This window comes from Pseudomonas sp. B22129 (assembly GCF_044218875.1).
Classification (GTDB): Bacteria; Pseudomonadota; Gammaproteobacteria; order Pseudomonadales; family Pseudomonadaceae; genus Aquipseudomonas.
Window position 1 is genome coordinate 4,909,630 of record NZ_CP162592.1, and the last position, 16,618, is coordinate 4,926,247.

At 59.5% G+C, this 16,618-nt stretch carries 13 protein-coding genes; 8 read left to right on the top strand and 5 right to left on the bottom strand.

Annotated elements, in window-relative coordinates; all coding sequences use genetic code 11:
- Nucleotides 1-73 precede the first annotated feature (73 nt).
- Genes efeU through efeO (AB4P94_RS22640) form a run of 4 tightly spaced genes read left to right on the top strand, consistent with a single transcriptional unit; the run spans nucleotide 74 to nucleotide 4,301 of the window.
- On the top strand, nucleotides 74-919 hold the full coding sequence (gene efeU / locus AB4P94_RS22625; RefSeq protein WP_395607548.1) for an iron uptake transporter permease EfeU: 846 nt from the start codon (nucleotides 74-76) through the stop codon (nucleotides 917-919).
- A gap of 10 nt (nucleotides 920-929) precedes the next feature.
- Nucleotides 930-2,132 (top strand): iron uptake system protein EfeO, encoded by a 1,203-nt coding sequence (gene efeO / locus AB4P94_RS22630; RefSeq protein ID WP_395607549.1) that lies wholly within the window; start codon nucleotides 930-932, stop codon nucleotides 2,130-2,132.
- A 14-nt stretch (nucleotides 2,133-2,146) separates the two neighbouring features.
- Complete coding sequence (gene efeB / locus AB4P94_RS22635) at nucleotides 2,147-3,451, top strand: iron uptake transporter deferrochelatase/peroxidase subunit (RefSeq protein ID WP_395607550.1); 1,305 nt, start codon at nucleotides 2,147-2,149, stop codon at nucleotides 3,449-3,451.
- Between the two features lie 31 nt (nucleotides 3,452-3,482).
- Entirely contained in the window at nucleotides 3,483-4,301 is an 819-nt protein-coding gene (gene efeO / locus AB4P94_RS22640; protein ID WP_395607551.1) for an iron uptake system protein EfeO, read from the top strand.
- Between the two features lie 49 nt (nucleotides 4,302-4,350).
- Here efeO (AB4P94_RS22640) and AB4P94_RS22645 read toward each other — a convergent pair whose 3' ends face one another.
- Nucleotides 4,351-7,458 carry a hypothetical protein gene (locus AB4P94_RS22645; RefSeq protein ID WP_395607552.1) on the bottom strand — a complete coding sequence of 1,036 codons (3,108 nt, stop codon included), beginning with the start codon at nucleotides 7,456-7,458 and terminating at the stop codon, nucleotides 4,351-4,353.
- Nucleotides 7,459-7,976: 518 nt separating this feature from the next.
- Nucleotides 7,977-9,320: a CDP-diacylglycerol--serine O-phosphatidyltransferase gene (pssA, locus tag AB4P94_RS22650; protein ID WP_395607553.1), complete on the bottom strand. Its 1,344-nt coding sequence runs from the start codon at nucleotides 9,318-9,320 to the stop codon at nucleotides 7,977-7,979.
- A gap of 125 nt (nucleotides 9,321-9,445) precedes the next feature.
- Between pssA and AB4P94_RS22655 the strand changes: the two genes are divergently transcribed.
- On the top strand, nucleotides 9,446-10,009 hold the full coding sequence (locus tag AB4P94_RS22655) for a TetR/AcrR family transcriptional regulator (protein WP_395607554.1): 564 nt from the start codon (nucleotides 9,446-9,448) through the stop codon (nucleotides 10,007-10,009).
- A gap of 54 nt (nucleotides 10,010-10,063) precedes the next feature.
- On the top strand, nucleotides 10,064-10,543 hold the full coding sequence (locus AB4P94_RS22660) for a DUF1348 family protein (protein ID WP_395607555.1): 480 nt from the start codon (nucleotides 10,064-10,066) through the stop codon (nucleotides 10,541-10,543).
- A 58-nt stretch (nucleotides 10,544-10,601) separates the two neighbouring features.
- Here AB4P94_RS22660 and AB4P94_RS22665 read toward each other — a convergent pair whose 3' ends face one another.
- Both AB4P94_RS22665 and AB4P94_RS22670 read right to left on the bottom strand, forming a co-directional pair.
- Complete coding sequence (locus tag AB4P94_RS22665) at nucleotides 10,602-11,759, bottom strand: PQQ-dependent sugar dehydrogenase (protein ID WP_395607556.1); 1,158 nt, start codon at nucleotides 11,757-11,759, stop codon at nucleotides 10,602-10,604.
- Between the two features lie 12 nt (nucleotides 11,760-11,771).
- Nucleotides 11,772-12,086 carry a hypothetical protein gene (locus AB4P94_RS22670; RefSeq protein ID WP_395607557.1) on the bottom strand — a complete coding sequence of 105 codons (315 nt, stop codon included), beginning with the start codon at nucleotides 12,084-12,086 and terminating at the stop codon, nucleotides 11,772-11,774.
- Between the two features lie 184 nt (nucleotides 12,087-12,270).
- Here AB4P94_RS22670 and AB4P94_RS22675 point away from each other — a divergent pair, with 184 nt between their 5' ends.
- Nucleotides 12,271-13,104 carry a Ku protein gene (locus tag AB4P94_RS22675; RefSeq protein ID WP_395607558.1) on the top strand — a complete coding sequence of 278 codons (834 nt, stop codon included), beginning with the start codon at nucleotides 12,271-12,273 and terminating at the stop codon, nucleotides 13,102-13,104.
- A 15-nt stretch (nucleotides 13,105-13,119) separates the two neighbouring features.
- Nucleotides 13,120-15,582: a DNA ligase D gene (gene ligD, locus AB4P94_RS22680; protein ID WP_395607559.1), complete on the top strand. Its 2,463-nt coding sequence runs from the start codon at nucleotides 13,120-13,122 to the stop codon at nucleotides 15,580-15,582.
- Between the two features lie 19 nt (nucleotides 15,583-15,601).
- Here ligD and lpxO read toward each other — a convergent pair whose 3' ends face one another.
- Nucleotides 15,602-16,501 carry a lipid A hydroxylase LpxO gene (gene lpxO, locus AB4P94_RS22685; RefSeq protein WP_395607560.1) on the bottom strand — a complete coding sequence of 300 codons (900 nt, stop codon included), beginning with the start codon at nucleotides 16,499-16,501 and terminating at the stop codon, nucleotides 15,602-15,604.
- Nucleotides 16,502-16,618: the final 117 nt, after the last annotated feature.

A 16,618-nucleotide genomic window follows, 5' to 3' on the forward strand; every position in this document is an offset into this window, starting at 1 on the left:
AACATTCACTGTTTAGTAATGAGTATCATTATGTTACAAATTAGCATCCTATCCAGTCTTGATGCGGTGCTGAATGCTTGTTCCCTTTTTAATCATGCTGCGCGAAGGCATTGAAGCGGCATTGATCGTTGGCATCATCGCCAGTTACCTGCAACAGACCGGCCGCGGCCAGTGGATGCCCGCCGTGTGGATCGGCGTATTCCTTGCCGCCGCCCTGGCCCTGCTGGTCGGTGGTGGCCTGGAACTGGTCAGCGCCGAATTCCCGCAAAAACAACAGGAACTCTTCGAAGGTGTGGTCGGCCTGGTGGCCGTGGGCATCCTCAGTTCCATGGTGTTCTGGATGCGCAAGGTGGCGCGGTCCATCAAGCATGCCCTGCACGAATCCCTCGACCACGCGTTGGCCGGCTCCAAACATCAGGTGTTCGCATTGATTGCCATGGTGTTTTTCGCCGTGGCCCGTGAAGGCCTGGAAACTGTGTTTTTCCTGCTCGCCGTGTTCCAGCAAAGCGAAGGCCCCGGCGCGCCGATTGGCGCCCTGCTCGGCCTGATCCTGGCCATTGTGGTCGGTTTCCTGATCTATTCCGGCAGCATGCGCCTGAACCTCGGCGCGTTCTTCCGCTGGACCGGCCTGTTCATCCTGGTGGTGGCTGCCGGCATTCTCGCCAACTCGGTGCAGGCCTTGCACGAAGCTGGCGTGTGGAACCACCTGCAAACCGTGCTGTTCGATTTCAGCGCCGTGTTGCCGATGGACAGCCCGCTGGGCTCGGTACTGGCCGGGATGTTCGGCTACCAGGAAGCGCCGACCGTAAGCACCCTGGGTGCCTATCTGATTTACCTGGTAGTGGCCCTGGTGATGTTCTTCCTGCCCTCGGCCCCCGCCAAGCCTGTCGCCAAACCTTCCTCCGCTTCCAGCCAGTAAGGACCGTCTCTTGTCCAACCCAACCCCTCAACCCGCTCCGCCATCGCGCGCCTTGCGCTGGGCGGTGGCCGGGTCGGTGGTCGTGATGATCGCCGCCGGTGCACTGTTCTATTACGCCTCGCAGTTGGCTGCCGCCAAGCGCCAGACCAACCACAATGAAATCGCCGTGACCATTCATGCTCACGCCTGCGAGCCCAACGAACTGACCGTGCCCGCCGGGCGCGCCAGCTTTCGCATCATCAACCGTTCCGACCGCGCGGTGGAATGGGAAATCCTCGACGGCGTGCTGGTGATTGAAGAGCGCGAAAACATCGCCCCGGGCTTGAGCCAGGTGATCAACGCCAACCTGTCGCCCGGCGACTACGCAATCACCTGCGGGCTGCTGAGTAACCCGCGTGGCACCCTGCATGTGACGCCGACTGCGGAGTCCGACGCCCAAGCCAAGGCCAAACCGTCGATGGTGGCGTTTATCGGCCCGCTGTCGGAATTTCGCGTGTACCTGAGCGGCCAGGGCAGCGCCCTGGTCAAGGCTGCGACGGCGCTGCAAAACGCTATCGACGCCGGTGACCTGGCCCAGGCCCAGGCGCTTTACGTGCCGGCCCGCGAGGCCTACCAGCGGCTGGCGCCGGCATCGCAACGCCTGGCCGAGCTGGACAACGCCATTAATGCCCGCGCGGATTATTTTGAAAAACGCGAACAGGACCCGGCCTTCAGCGGCTTCCACCGCATCGAATACAGCCTGTTCCAACAGCGCAGCCTTGATGGCCTGAGCCCGGTCGCCCAGCGCCTGGTCAGCGACGTCACCACCCTCAAGCAACAGTTGCTGTCGCAGTCGCTGCCACCGGAACAACTGGTGGGCATTGTGGTGCGTAACCTCAACAGCCTCGCCGACGTGCGCGCGGCCAGCGGTGAAGAAGAGCGCTACAGCCATATCGACCTGAACGGCTTTGCCGCCAACCTGGAAGTCGCGCACAAAGTGGTCGAGCTGATGCGTCCTTTGCTGACCAAGTCCGCCGCCGACCTGCTGCCGAAAATCGACAGCGCCCTCAGTGCTTTCGATGCTGAACTCAATGGTTTGAAGGTCAATAACGGCTACAGCACGTACGACAGCGTTACCGCCGATCAGCGCAAGCAGATCGCCGACAAGGCCAAGGCTCTGGCCGTTGCACTCGATGGAATCGACCCCGCCCTTGGCCTTTCCGGCCTGCAGTGAAGACGACCGCACAGATGAGTGATTCAGAACAGCTTAACCTTCAGCGCCGCCGTGTCCTGCTGGGCATGGCCGCCACCGGCGCAGCCATTGCCGGCAGCACCCTGACCTGCCCGGCCATGGCGGCCGCCGCCGAACAGGTCACCACCGCACCGCGCAGTGACAAGACCCAGGACCACCACGACTTTTTCGGCAAGCACCAGACCGGCATCGTCACACCGCGCCCCGCCTGCGGCATGCTCGTGGCGTTCGATGTGCTGGCCAGTGACCGTGAAGACCTGGAGCGCCTGTTCCGCACCTTGAACGAGCGCATCAGCTTTCTGATGACCGGCGGCACCGTGCCGCAAGTCGACCCAAAGCTGCCGCCCACCGACTCCGGCATCCTCGGCCCGGTCGTCACGCCCGACAACCTGACCATCACCGTGTCGGTCGGCGAGTCGCTGTTCGACGAGCGCTTCGGCCTCACCGCCGCCAAACCCAAGCGTTTGAGCCGCATGGTCGGCTTTCCCAACGACGCACTGGAACCGGCGCAGTGCCACGGCGACCTGAGCCTGCAATTTTCGTCCAACACCCCGGACACCAATATTCACGCCCTGCGCGACATCGTGAAGAACCTGCCGGACCTGCTGCTGGTGCGCTGGAAGCAAGAAGGCAGTGTGCCGCCCCAGGCCCCGGCCAAGCCGGGCGAGCCGGCGCAAAGTGCACGCAATTTCCTCGGTTTCCGTGACGGTTCGGCCAACCCGAACTCCAACGACGACAAGGCCATGGACCAAATCGTCTGGGTGCAACCGGGCAGCGACGAGCCCGCCTGGGCTGCAAACGGCAGCTACCAGGCCGTGCGCATCATCCGCAACTTCGTCGAGCGCTGGGACCGTACCCCGCTGCAAGAGCAGGAAAGCATCATCGGCCGCGTCAAACCGACCGGCGCGCCCATGGATGGTGAAAAGGAAACCCAGGTTCCCGACTACAGCAAGGACCCGGAAGGCAAGTTGACCAAGCTCGATGCCCACATCCGCCTGGCCAACCCGCGCACCCCGCAGACCCAGGCCAACCTGATTCTGCGCCGGCCGTTCAACTACTCCAACGGCGTCAACAAAAACGGTCAGCTGGACATGGGGCTGTTGTTCATCTGCTACCAGGCTGACCTGGAGAAAGGTTTTATCAGCGTGCAAACCCGGCTCAACGGCGAGCCTCTGGAGGAATACCTCAAGCCGGTCGGCGGCGGGTATTTCTTCACCTTGCCGGGGGTCATCGGGCCCAAGGATTTCCTGGGGCGCACGCTACTCGCTGCAACGCACTCCCAAACCACTGCCAAAGCTTAAATAAAACACACCTCAGAGCGGATACCGTCCCATGAAGAAGTCGACTATTGCGTTGTCGTTGTTAATGACCCTTTCGCCGCTGGCAGCCTTCGCCGCTACCGCGCCGCTGGACCTGGTAGGCCCGGTTTCGGACTACAAGATCTACGTAACCGAAGAAATCGGCGAACTGGTCACCCAGACCAAAGCGTTCACCGACGCCATCAACAAAGGCGACCTGGCCACCGCGCAGAAGCTCTACGCACCGACCCGTGTTCACTATGAGTCCATCGAGCCGATCGCCGAGCTGTTCAGCGACCTCGACGCCTCTATCGATTCGCGCGTCGACGACCACGAAAAAGGCGTGACCGCCGAAGACTTCACCGGCTTCCACCGCATCGAATACGTGCTGTTCTCCGAGAAGACCACCAAAGGTCTGGAAACACTGACCGCCAAGCTCAACAGCGACGTCAACGATCTGAAAACCCGTGTTGACGGCCTGACCTTCCCGCCGGAAAAAGTCGTCGGCGGCGCCGCAGCCCTGCTCGAAGAAGTGGCTGCGACCAAGATCTCGGGTGAAGAAGACCGTTACAGCCACACCGATCTGTATGACTTCCAGGGCAACATCGACGGCGCGAAGAAAATTGTCGACCTGTTCCGTGGCCAGATCGAAAAACAAGACAAAGCCTTCCTGGCCAAGGTCGACAAGAACTTTGCCACCGTGGACAAGATTCTGGCCAAGTACAAAACCAAGGATGGCGGCTATGAGACCTATGACAAGGTCAAGGAAAACGACCGCAAGGCCCTGGTCGGTCCGGTCAACACCCTGGCTGAAGACCTGTCGACCCTGCGTGGCAAGCTGGGCTTGAACTGATAAAAAAGCCCCGGCCATGCGCTCATGCATGGCCGGGGCTTTTAAGGGCTTACCGGCTGCTTGCAGCTGCCCCATCAGGGTCTGCAGGCGCAACCGTTTCGCTCAGCGGCTCAAAACCGTCCAGTGGTGTTCCCGTCGGCAAACCGGTTTTCGGGTGGGCCGCGTACCAGTTTTGCCCCACTGCTATCGCTTGAACCGGCACCGAGTGGTTATGCCCGTTGGCAGCAGCCTGCTTGCTGCCGCCCTGGGTAGCAAAAAACTGGCTACTGCCGGCTTCAACACCAAGGAATGCACGCAGCTTCTCCTCCACGCTCACTACATTGGTCAAGTGCGATAATTTCGGCGCCCCGCTCAGTACTTTGGGAAACGCGATGAGACGCTTCGCGGCACCGGCGAGCAAATCTGCAGAGCTATCCAGCGGATTTAAAAAGGCACTGACGACCCTGACGCCCGATTGCAGCACACTAAAGGCCTTGGTTCCGAAAGGAGCGACGACCTTTGTAGATTTGGCAAAAGCCTTCAGGGACTGGCCGGCGCCTCCCAGCAAGGCCCCACTCAGGTCAATAATCAACCCCCGTGTACCGTCGACGATATTGCCTTCGGTCAGATCCTTGATTGCACCTACAAAAGGGATCATGCCCAGCAAAATGCGTTTATTGTTTTGCAAAAGTTCACGCTGCTGCTCCAGCGGCAACTTGCCACGGGCGTTATCCAGTACGGTGTCGCGGTGATGAACAAAGTTGCCTTGCATTATGCGGTCGACAATCGCCTGGGTTTGAGTCGAAGAAAAACTGTTCGGGACAACGTCATCGGTTGCCCTGCTCGCCGCGTCTGCGTCAGGAACGAGGGTATCCCCGAGTTTTTCAATAATGACGCCGGTCGACTTTGCGTCCGGCCTGGGCATTGCATCGCTGGTGTAAGCATTGAAATCAAAGGGCTCAACCCGCCCGTTTTGCAATTGCGTGTTACTGGGCGCCCAAGGTCCATACGTCTTTGGATGGGTTTGCATCACACCGTCAAGGCTCAGTTGAGCCGCCAGGTCTTCGCGCTTGACCATCAGCATTTTGTCGGGGAACACCTCGAAATAGCGGATCACGCCCTTGTATTCACTGCGTATCAAGGTGCCTTTGCGCCCGCGCCGTTCCTCCACGCCTTGGGCAGTCTGTTCCACCGTTGGCACGTCAGTTTGACCACGCAAGGCAAACAGCTCCACGTTGCCAAACTCGAGTGACTGGCGATCAGCCAATGGCAAGTCCGCAATCATTCGTTTCGTGACGCTGCCCAAACCCTGCTTGAGATTGCCCAAATAAGTGTCGACCGCATCGACCAAGTTCTCATCCAGCGTCGACGGGACCGTGATCCGGGCATCCAGGGCCTTAACGTTTGCGTCAATTTCCTGTTGTTGCTTGGCACTGAAAAACCGGTGAACGTCATAAGGTGTCTTGTGTTCAGCGGGTACAGGCAGCGGCTGCCCAGGTTCCAACAACATCCAGCGGCCCTTGATCAGATCGCCGGTCATGTAGGTCTCAAGCAACGAACGTGTACGCGGTTCCGAAGGCAGCATTTTGCGGCCTACATCCGGGTCTGCGATGTGCACCCTTAATGCTTTGATTTGTTCAATGCTGCGCTCCGGAAACATTTTATGCAGGTGCGCAATCGCTATATTTTCTCGGGTAGGAAGCGGCGCAATAAACGTTTTGGCGGCCGTGGTCATCTCTTCCCGTTCGGCTTCAAAGGCTTTGACCGTCTTCTGGTAGATCTGTGGTGTATACCGACCGTCAGCCGGCTCTGTGTAGACCCCGCGCATCAGCCCCCAATCGAGCAATGCATTCATCCCGTAATTTTCAAACAGAGCAGCCTCGTCCGGCGTACGCGGGTGCAGTCGGGAAAGCCCCATGATTTGGGAATCACTCATGGCACGGGAAGCGCCTGGCCCTCCCAAATGCTCAGCAATGGCAACCCCCAAGCGCAAGTCTGTCCATTGCGCAGAGCCCATGCGTATTTGCGAGACACCCTTGACCAGGAACTCAGGCGCCACACTCGCCAGAAACAAGTGGGCAATCAAAGGCGCGGCTCGGGGATCGAGTAACTTGTTCTGCTTGAGATGGGTTTCAATATCTGCACGCACCTCACCCACGGTACGCCCACTGTTGGCAGACTGATAAATATCGTAGCCGGCAAGGGACCCGGCACGCCCCGGAGAGTCAGAATCAATCTGCAGTTTGATGGCCGCGAGCAGCCACTGGCCGCGCTCATGATCCGACATGTCCTTGGTGCCTGACGCCCCGTGGTATCCCTGCTCCTGGGCAAAGACTTCCCCCCAGTACAAGGACGATGAGTCACTGAGCAACTGGCCCAGAAAACGATCGGCTTCAGCACGCAGAACCTTATCGGAATACCGATCAAGAATATTCCCGTTATTCAGCATCGCCAGGAGGTTGTACGCGCTCGATTTGCTGGGAACGTCATGGTTGTTTAACTGGATCAGATAAAGCTTGTCGGTGATAGACAGGCTTCCCGGGGCCCATTTCGTCGATAGCAAATGGGAGGTGTAATTCCCGTTGGGTACAGGCGGTGGCAACGCTGTAGTGAGCCAGCGTACGGCGTTTCGAACATCGCCCACCGTCTTTGGCAACGGTACGCCATAGTCGTGCAACACGTCACCGATAAAGACCTTGCCGCTGCCGTTGCGCACCAACGTCGAACGGCTGCTGACCTCAACGTCCAGGTCGGCCAACGACACTGTTTTGTCATCGTCCTGGCCTGCAATAAGCGCTGTCAGCGTTTTTGCCAGGCTGGCACGCTGATCCAGAGCATCAATGCTGTTCCTGACGGTGTTTATCTGCGCCTCAAGCACAGCCTTTCGTTGAGGGGACAGCGCAACCACGCCAGCAACCGACGCAGCATTGCCTTCACTGGCCGGGGCTTGGCTTGCATGCCAGCGCAACGCTGCATTGTAGTCAAAGGTATCGGCGTTCTGTTGAACATAGGGCAAGCCTTTGCCTTCGGGATCAAGCGCCTGCACGGCGGAGCGCAGCCTTGCACTGATCTGCCACCAGCCGGACCCGTCGTGGGTATTGAATGTTTGCAGGCTCGTCACACCCTCACGGCTTACGATGCCACTGACCGAGTCCGGCTTGACCACCACGGTTGACATCGCAATGCCATGTTTCTGGAACCACGCCCGCAGCTCCGGCGTATTAAACGCAGCTCGATAGGCCTCGAAGAGTGGAAAAATTGTCGTGGCAGGGTCAATGACGATTCGTGTGCGTACGCCAGGCTGAATGGACGACGCGTCCAGCGACCTGATTAACGCACTGTCAGCGGCAGAGGACGCTTCGGCGCTGGGGGGAGATAAGGGTTCAAGTGTCCATGAAGACTTCTGCCTGGAAGACGTTGAGTGTTCCGGGCTGCGCCTGGCGCGAACTTCAGTATCAAGTGAGGGGTTGGCTGCGACAGCAGGGATAACCGAAGGTCCCCTCGCAGAGCCGGCCTGAAACGCATTATGGGACGAAACGTTCGACATTTCTGGTTCCTCTGTACCAGTGGAGGGCAAGAGTTCTCTTCCCTAAGAACTGTCGAACGCAAATGTACGAAGCAGGGCCAGCTTCAGAAGTAAGTATTTTCTCAAGAGGGTGCGAAAAGTCAGAAGCTTAACTCAGAAAGTTCTGTGTTCTACAAAATCCGGTAAAGCAACCGCTCAATACGCACCCGGCTGACCCGCCGCAGGAACTTGCTGACCGCTGGCGGATAATCCACCAGCGTCTGCAGCTGTTGGTAGCCTTCGATGCGCGTGGTGTGCTGGAAAATCTGCGCCAGCTCGGTGCGCCGCGGCCCCAGCCATTGCCCCTGCGGGTCATCGATCAGCAGGCCGTTTTCCAGGTCCAGGCGGAACGCGCGCGGGTTGAGGTTGTTGCCTGTGAGCAAGGTGTAGCGCTGGTCAACCCACATGCCTTTGAGGTGATAGGTGTTGTCGCCGTCGCGCCACAGGTGCAGGTTCAATTGGCCGCTGTCGATCACGGGCTGATGGCGCTTGGCAAAACGGCGCAGGCTGATTTCATACAGGTAGGGCAACGCCGAGATCACCTTGAACGGCTCGCTCGGCGGGATGTAGAAATCGTTGGCGGTTTTGTCGCCGACGATGATGTCCACTTTCACACCACGCGCGAGCGCCCGGTTGACTTCCCGGGTGACCGGCAACGGCAGGTTGAAGTACGGCGTACAGATGGTCAGTTGATGCTGAGCACTGGCGATCAGTTCCAGAACAACCCGGTTCAGCGGATTGTTCTTGCCCACACCGAGCAACGGGCTGACGGCCAGGTGGCCATTGGGCAACTGCCCCGCCGTGGTGTCGTAAGCCGCGTGCTTCAGGCGGCTGCGCAGGTCGCCGATATCGTTACGCAGGCTGCGGGTGGTGGGCGGGTTCGGCAGGTCCAGGCGGTGGACGGCCTTGGAGGCGATGAGACCATGTTCAACCAGATGCTGCATCGAGTCCGCCAGCGGCTGGCTGTGGATCAGGTGATAACGGTCAAACCGGTATTTGTCGAACTTGTGCAGGTACACATTGTTCAAGCTTGCGCCGCTGTACAGCACGCTGTCATCGATCACAAACCCCTTGAGGTGCAGCACGCCAAACAGTTCGCGGGTTTGTACCGGCACGCCGTACACTGGCACTTCGCTGCTGTGGGACTGGGTCATGGCCTGGTACCAGGCACTGTTACCGGGTTGCTTGCCGGCGCCGATCAGACCGCGCTGGGCACGCAACCAGTCGACCACCACCACGATATCCAACGCTGGCCGCGCGGCCTTGGCCGCATGCAAAGCGTCGTAAATCTCCTGCCCCGCCTCGTCCTGCTGCAAATACAGCGCAACAATGTAGATACGCCGCGTGGCCTGGGGGATTTTCTCCAGCAGGCAACGCCGGAACGCATCGGCGCCGGACAGCACGTCAATGGCGTCGCTGGAAAGTGGGAAACCGCGCAGTTTTGGCAACAGAGAGCGTTTGAAGAACGACGGCATAAGGCTCGCAATGGGTCGAATCCGAAGAGGCCCAGAGCTTACACCATGGGGGTCCCAAGGTCTCGCTGTTACAGATGGAAAAATTTTAATTGACCATGGAGAACGGTCGTTCTACTGTGCAATACATGAACGACATGATCAGTAATGAAACCCGCGACATCATCCTCGACGTCACCGAAAAGTTGATCTATCGCCATGGCATCGCCGCCACCGGCATGGACTTTCTGGTGAAAACCGCCGGTGTTTCGCGCAAAAGTATTTACCGCTATTTCGCCAATAAAGACGAACTGGTGATAGCCGCCCTGCAACGCCGTGATGAACGCTGGATGCAGTGGCTGCGCACCGAAGTAGAACGCAGCGAGGGCAGCGGTGAACGTCTGCTGGCGTTATTCAGCGCACTGAAAAACTGGTTCGGCTCGGCGGATTTTCGTGGCTGCGCCTTTATCAACACCAGTGGTGAAACCGGCGATGCGCAAGACCCGGTGCGCCTGCTGGCCAAGGCGCATAAACAGAAACTGTTCGAGTACGCGCTCGAGCTGTGTGAAGCACATGGCACCCCCGACCCGCAGCAGCAGGCCGCGCAACTGCTGATTCTGATCGATGGCGCCATTACGGTTGCGTTGGTAATGGGTGATTCAACGGCTGCCGATAATGCGCAATGCATGGCGCGAACGTTATTGGGACTTTGAACGCATTCAACTTGCAACTTTCGATTAAACCTCATTGTGTTAAGGAGCTGCCGAATGACCTCGACAACAGAAACTCGCCCGCCACTGCCGCCGTTTACCCGCGAAACGGCCATTGAAAAAGTGCGCTTGGCCGAAGATGGCTGGAACTCACGTGACCCGCAACGCGTTTCTCTGGCCTATACCCTGGACACGCAATGGCGTAACCGCGCCGAGTTCGTGCACAACCGCGAAGAAGCCAAGGGTTTTCTCACCCGCAAATGGGCAAAGGAGCTGGATTACCGGCTGATCAAGGAACTGTGGGCATTCACCGACAACCGCATTGCAGTACGTTATGCCTACGAATGGCACGACGACTCGGGCAACTGGTTCCGTTCCTACGGCAATGAGAATTGGGAGTTTGACGAGAATGGCCTGATGGCGAACCGCTTTGCCTGCATCAACGACCTGCCGATCAAGGAAAGCGAGCGCAAGTTCCACTGGCCGCTGGGGCGACGCCCGGATGATCATCCGGGGTTGTCGGACCTGGGTCTCTAAGCACTGCACGAACAAAATGTGGGAGCTGGCAAGCCAGCGCCCACACTTTCGGTGCTCTTCAGTCCTGATTCAGACCCACGCGGTACAACGTTCCCTTGTCTTCATCCGTCAGCACATACAGGTAGCCATCCGGCCCCTGACGCACATCGCGGATCCGCGCCTTCAAGTCGCCAAGCAGACGTTCTTCATGGATCACCTTGTCGCCGTCGAACTGCAGGCGAATCAACTCCTGGCTGGCCAAGGCACCGATAAACAGGTTGTGCTGCCACGGCTTGAAGCGGTCAGCGTCATAAAACGCCATGCCACTGATGCCCGGGGACTTTTCCCAAACGTGATGCGGCGCCACCGTGCCTTCCACCACCTTGCCCTTGGCCTCTGGAATGGGCGTCAGGGAATAGTTGATGCCGTGGGTGGCGAGCGGCCAACCGTAGTTTTTGCCGCGCTCGATGATATTGATTTCATCGCCGCCACGCGGGCCGTGTTCATGTTCCCAGATCGTGCCGCTCCAGGGGTTCAGCGCCAGCCCTTGCGGGTTGCGCTGGCCGTAGGACCAGATTTCGGGACGCACGCCTGGCTGGCCCACAAAGGGGTTGTCATCGGGCACGCGGCCGTCCGGGAAGATCCGCACCACCTTGCCTTGCAGTTTGTCCAGATCCTGGGCGGTCGGGCGGTCGTTGTTTTCGCCCAGGGTCACAAACAGGTAGCCGTCACGGTCGAACGCCAGGCGTGAACCGAAATGGTTACCGGTGGAGAGCTTGGGCTCCTGACGCAGGATGACCTTGAAGTCCTTCAAACCGCTCAAGTCATCGGCCAATCGCCCACGGCCCACGGCGGTCCCTGCGGTGCCGCCCTTGCCGCCGCCTTCAGCGTACGACAGGTAGACCATACGGTCCTGTTTGAAGTCGGGCGACAGCACCACATCGAGCAAGCCGCCCTGCCCTTTGGCCCACACGTCGGGCACGCCCGTCAGCGGCGTCGACAGCTTGCCGTCCGGGCTGACAAAGCGCAGGTGGCCCGGGCGCTCGGTCACCAGAAAACCTTGTTTATCCGGCAGAAATGCCACCGCCCAAGGGTGATCCAGGCCTTTGGCAATTGGCGTGGCAGAGATGCTGCCTTGCTCACTGGGGAACTGCTGGGCATCGGCGGCATACGCTGCCGACAAGGGAAACATGACAGAGGCGCAAATGGCAGCTAACAGGGTTTTGCGTGCAAACATAAGGCAGAGTCCTTACCGGCGATTGCCGTTGGCATCATAGGTGGGCGCTTTGGTTTCGGTCGCTGGGCGGCTGGGGGCGGCATCGCGTTTTGGATAGCGGTTACCGATGCCGCCGTTTTCTACTGTCGGCGCCGGGCTGGTCGGCCCGGTCTGGATCCCGCGAGTAGCCGGCGCATTGGGCTGGGTGCCCTGCATGCTGTTGGGGTTCGCCCGATGGATAGGGCTGTTGTTGGAGTCGCTACGGCCAGGCAGGCTTTGCGCCTGGGCCAATGGCATGAGTACCAGGCCCAACGCCAGCACTGCAAGGTGACGCACACAGCTGTTCATGACATAGCCTCTCGAGGACAAGGAGTACGTGCTTTCGATAACACGCTACGCCTTGGGTTCGGCCTGCGACACTAAATAGTTTCTCATCAGGTGTAACACGATCTGTCCGCGCATCTGCCGGCCGAAACTTTTGCCTGCGCCTGCGAGTCACCAGAACACAGGCTCCTCTCAAGGAAACGAACCTATGCCACGGGCAATCTGGAAAGGCGCGATCAGCTTCGGTTTGGTCCATATCCCGGTTTCACTGGTGTCGGCGACATCGTCCCAAGGCGTCGATTTTGACTGGCTGGACAAGCGCAGCATGGACCCGGTGGGCTACAAACGGGTCAACAAAAAGACCGGCAAGGAAGTCACCAAAGACAATATCGTCAAGGGTGTGGCTTTTGAGAAAGGCCGTTACGTGGTGCTCAGCGAAGAGGAAATCCGCTCGGCGCACCCCAAGTCGACCCAGACCATCGAAATCATCGCATTTGTCGACAGCGAGCAGATCCCCCTGCAAAACATCGACACGCCCTACTTCCTCGCCCCGGACAGACGCGGCGGCAAGGTCTACGCCCTGCTGCGCGAAACTTTGAAAAAAACCCGCAAGGTCGCCCTGGCCAATGTGGTGCTGCACACCAAGCAGCACCTCGCGGCGCTGATGCCACTGGAGTCCGCCCTGGTACTGGTGATGCTGCGCTGGCCCGCCGAGGTGCGCAGCCTGGAAGAGCTGGAGTTGGGTGCCGACGTCATCAAGCCTTCCCTGGCCAAGGGGGAATTGGAAATGGCCAAGCGGCTCGTCGATGACATGAGTGCCGACTGGCAGCCCGAGGATTACCGCGACAGTTTCCAGGAAAAAATCATGGCGCTGGTGAAGAAGAAAGCCAAGGCCGGCAAGATTAAGGACGTGGAAACCAACCAGGGCAGCGAAACGCGCAAATCGGCGGACGTGATCGACCTGACGGAGCTGCTCAAGCGCAGCCTGGCCGGCAAGCCCGCCAGAAAACCTGCCGCGAAGAAATCCACCAAGGCCTCCTGAGCCGGGGAAACCTCCATGCCCAAGCCCTTGAGCGAATACAACCGAAAACGCGATTTCAAGATCACCGCAGAACCTGCGGGCAAAGCACCCGGCGCCAGGCGCAAGGCTTCGGCCTTGACGTTTGTGATCCAGAAACACGACGCACGCAACCTGCACTATGACTTTCGCCTGGAACTGGACGGCGTCCTCAAAAGCTGGGCGGTGCCCAAAGGCCCCAGCCTGGACCCGGCCCAGAAACGCCTGGCGGTGCACGTCGAGGACCACCCTTTGAGCTATGGCAATTTCGAAGGCACTATCGCGCCCGGCCAATATGGCGCCGGTGACGTGATCGTGTGGGACCGTGGCGTGTGGCAGCCTCATGAGGAGCCGCACAAGGCGTACGCTGCCGGCAAACTCAAGTTCACCCTGATTGGCGAAAAACTCTCTGGCGACTGGGCGTTGGTCCGCACGCGCCTCAAGGGCAGCGGCGACAAGGAGCAATGGCTGCTGATCAAGGAAAAAGATCAGCAAGCCCGGCCTGCTGCCGACTACGACATCGTCACGGCAGAGCCGAAAAGCGTGTTAAGCGACGCAACTGTCGGCAAACCCAAGGCGCGTGCAAAACCGGGCAAAGCCTTCACGCCCCTCCCCGAGCAGCTCACGCCACAACTGGCGACGCTGGTCGACCAGGCACCGGACGGTGATTGGCAATACGAGATCAAGTTTGACGGCTATCGCATGCTCGCGCGCATCAAAGCCGGTGAAGTGCGCCTGTTCACGCGCAACGGCCATGACTGGACCGAGCGCCTGCCGCGTCAGGTCAAGGCCCTGCAAGCGCTCAAGCTCAAGGACAGTTGGCTGGACGGCGAAGTGGTCAGCCTGAACGGTGACGGTTTGCCGGACTTTCAGGCGCTGCAAAATGCATTCGATATCGGACGCAGCCTGGACATCGTGTACTACCTGTTTGATGCGCCCTTCCTCGACGGGCAAGACCAGCGCAAAGCCCCCGTGCAAGAGCGCCGCGCGGCGCTTAAATCGGCACTGTCCGGCAGTCGGAGCAGACTGCTGCGGTTTTCCGAAGCCTTCGTCGCCAACCCGCGCGACATCGTTGAAAGCGCCTGCGACCTGGCCCTCGAAGGCGTGATTGGCAAACGTGTGGGCAGCCCTTATGCCTCCACCCGCAACGCCGACTGGATCAAGCTCAAGTGCCGTTTGCGCCAGGAATTCGTCATCGTCGGCTACACACGCCCCAAGGGCTCACGCAGCGGATTTGGCGCCTTGTTGCTCGCGGTGAATGACGATACCGGGCTTGTGTATGCCGGGCGCGTGGGCACCGGGTTTGATCAGACCTCGCTTGAAACCCTCCATGCCCGGCTGCAGCCGCTGGCGCGCAAAACCTCACCCCTGGAAAAACCGCTGACCCGTGGCCAGGCTCGGGAGGTGCACTGGGTCGAGCCGCGCCTGGTCGGCGAAGCGCATTTTGCCGAATGGACCCGCGAGGGTGTGGTGCGCCAGGCGTCGTTTATCGCGTTACGCACCGACAAGCCGATATCGCAGATCATTCATGAACAACCGCGCACGGCCAAGTCGCTCAAGCCCGCGAAAACCAACAGTAGTGTGAACATCACCCACCCTGATCGTGTTATCGACCCGCAGAGCGGTACGCAAAAACAGCAACTGGCTGCGTTCTATGCGGGTATCAGCGAGTGGATCCTGCCGTTTCTGCGCCATCGCCCGGTGGCCCTGCTGCGCGCACCGGAAGGTATTGAGGGGGAGCAATTCTTCCAGAAGCATTCCGAGCGACTGGCGATCCCCCACATCAAACAGCTGGAACAGGCGCTGGACCCCGGGCACGCACGGTTGATGGAAATAGACACAACAGCCGCGCTGGTCGGCGCCGTGCAAATGGGTACGGTGGAATTGCACACTTGGGGCGCGACCTCGGACAAGATCGAAACGCCCGACCTGTTCGTGCTCGACCTCGACCCGGACCCCGCGCTGCCCTGGAAAACCATGCTGGAGGCCGCGCAACTGACCTTGTCAGTGCTTGATGAACTGGGCCTGGATGCGTTCGTCAAAACCAGCGGCGGCAAGGGCCTGCACATCGTCGTTCCATTGGCACGCCGCGATGGCTGGGAGACGGTGAAAGCCTTCGCCAAAGCCATCGCGCAGTTTATGAGTGAACAACTGCCCGAACGCTTTACGGCCACCTCAGGCCCGAAAAACCGTGTGGGCAAGATTTTCGTCGACTACCTGCGCAACGCGCGTGGCGCGAGCACAGTGGCGGCGTATTCGGTGCGGGCACGCCCAGGCTTGCCGGTGTCGGTGCCGGTCAGTCGCGAGGAATTGAGTGGATTGCGTGACGCCCAACAGTGGACGGTTGCCAACCTGCAGCAGCGCTTGCAGGCTTTGAAGGCCGACCCGTGGGCCGGATATGCCAACAGGCAGAAGATCAGCAAAAAAATGTGGGACCGGCTGGGCGCGAAACCACCGGAGTGATTCGCGCCAGGGATTGGCGTCAGATCAGGATAAAAATCAGCGCCAGACCCGCAAAAATCGCCCACTTTTCCAGGTAGTAACGCGCACGATTGCGCTTTTTCAGCTCTTTGCCGCGCAGACGAATCTTGTACAGGCGGGTAAAGGCACGGTTCAGGCCACCGGTCTTGTCGCCATCATCATTGGGTGAACCTGCTGCGGCCATCACGTTGCGGCTGAACCAGCGGTTGAACGCCGCCGCCCAGCGATACTTCATCGGCCGTTCGATATCGCAGAACAGAATGATGCGGTTCTGCTGCGTGGTGTTTTCTGCGTAGTGGATGTAGGTCTCGTCAAACATCACCGGCTCACCGTCACGCCAGTAATAGCTTTCGCCGTCCACGTTGATATAGCAGCCAGGATCGTTGGGAGTATCCAGGCCCAAGTGGTAACGATAGGAACCGGCGTACGGATCGCGGTGGCGCACCAGCTTGGAGCCCGGTGGCAACTCGGCGAACATCGCCGCCTTGATCGAGCCAATGCTCTGCACCAACTCAGTGGTGCGCGGGCACAGCTTCATCGCCGAAGGGTGGCTGTCGCCGTACCACTTGAGGTAAAAGCGCTTCCAGCCCGACTTGAAGAAAGAGTTGAAACCCACGTCGTTGTATTGGTCCGAACGCTTGATCTCCCCTGCCCGCATCAGGTTCTGGCCTTCCTGGCGGATTTCCTCCCAATGCTCCTGCAAGGGGCTCAGGTCTGGAAAATCGCCGGGCGACAAAAACGGCCGGCTAGGCTGCCGGGAGAACAGGTAAAGAAAACAGTTGATCGGCGCCAGGAACGTCGAGTGATCGCTAAGCTGGCGGCCCAGCTTGTGTCGCACCCGACCACGCAGGTGTACATACGCAATGGAGGCAACGTAGAGAGCAACAATGATGAGTTTCAAGGGATTCGTCACAAGTCAGTAGAGAACAGGCTGCTCCTGCATGCCCACAACGGCCGAGGATTTATAAGCAGCACCTGAAATCACAGTTACACATTGGCGCCCGGGCGGTTCGGAAAC

Excerpts from the sequence above, each read along its gene's own strand:
- efeU (WP_395607548.1), top strand. The coding sequence starts at position 74 with ATGCTTGTTCCCTTTTTAATCATGCTGCGCGAAGGCATTGAAGCGGCA.
- efeB (WP_395607550.1), top strand. The coding sequence starts at position 2,147 with ATGAGTGATTCAGAACAGCTTAACCTTCAGCGCCGCCGTGTCCTGCTG.
- efeO (WP_395607551.1), top strand. The coding sequence starts at position 3,483 with ATGAAGAAGTCGACTATTGCGTTGTCGTTGTTAATGACCCTTTCGCCG.
- AB4P94_RS22645 (WP_395607552.1), bottom strand. The coding sequence starts at position 7,458 with ATGTCAACCGTGGTGGTCAAGCCGGACTCGGTCAGTGGCATCGTAAGC.
- pssA (WP_395607553.1), bottom strand. The coding sequence starts at position 9,320 with ATGCCGTCGTTCTTCAAACGCTCTCTGTTGCCAAAACTGCGCGGTTTC.
- AB4P94_RS22655 (WP_395607554.1), top strand. The coding sequence starts at position 9,446 with ATGAACGACATGATCAGTAATGAAACCCGCGACATCATCCTCGACGTC.
- AB4P94_RS22660 (WP_395607555.1), top strand. The coding sequence starts at position 10,064 with ATGACCTCGACAACAGAAACTCGCCCGCCACTGCCGCCGTTTACCCGC.
- AB4P94_RS22665 (WP_395607556.1), bottom strand. The coding sequence starts at position 11,759 with ATGTTTGCACGCAAAACCCTGTTAGCTGCCATTTGCGCCTCTGTCATG.
- AB4P94_RS22670 (WP_395607557.1), bottom strand. The coding sequence starts at position 12,086 with ATGAACAGCTGTGTGCGTCACCTTGCAGTGCTGGCGTTGGGCCTGGTA.
- AB4P94_RS22675 (WP_395607558.1), top strand. The coding sequence starts at position 12,271 with ATGCCACGGGCAATCTGGAAAGGCGCGATCAGCTTCGGTTTGGTCCAT.
- ligD (WP_395607559.1), top strand. The coding sequence starts at position 13,120 with ATGCCCAAGCCCTTGAGCGAATACAACCGAAAACGCGATTTCAAGATC.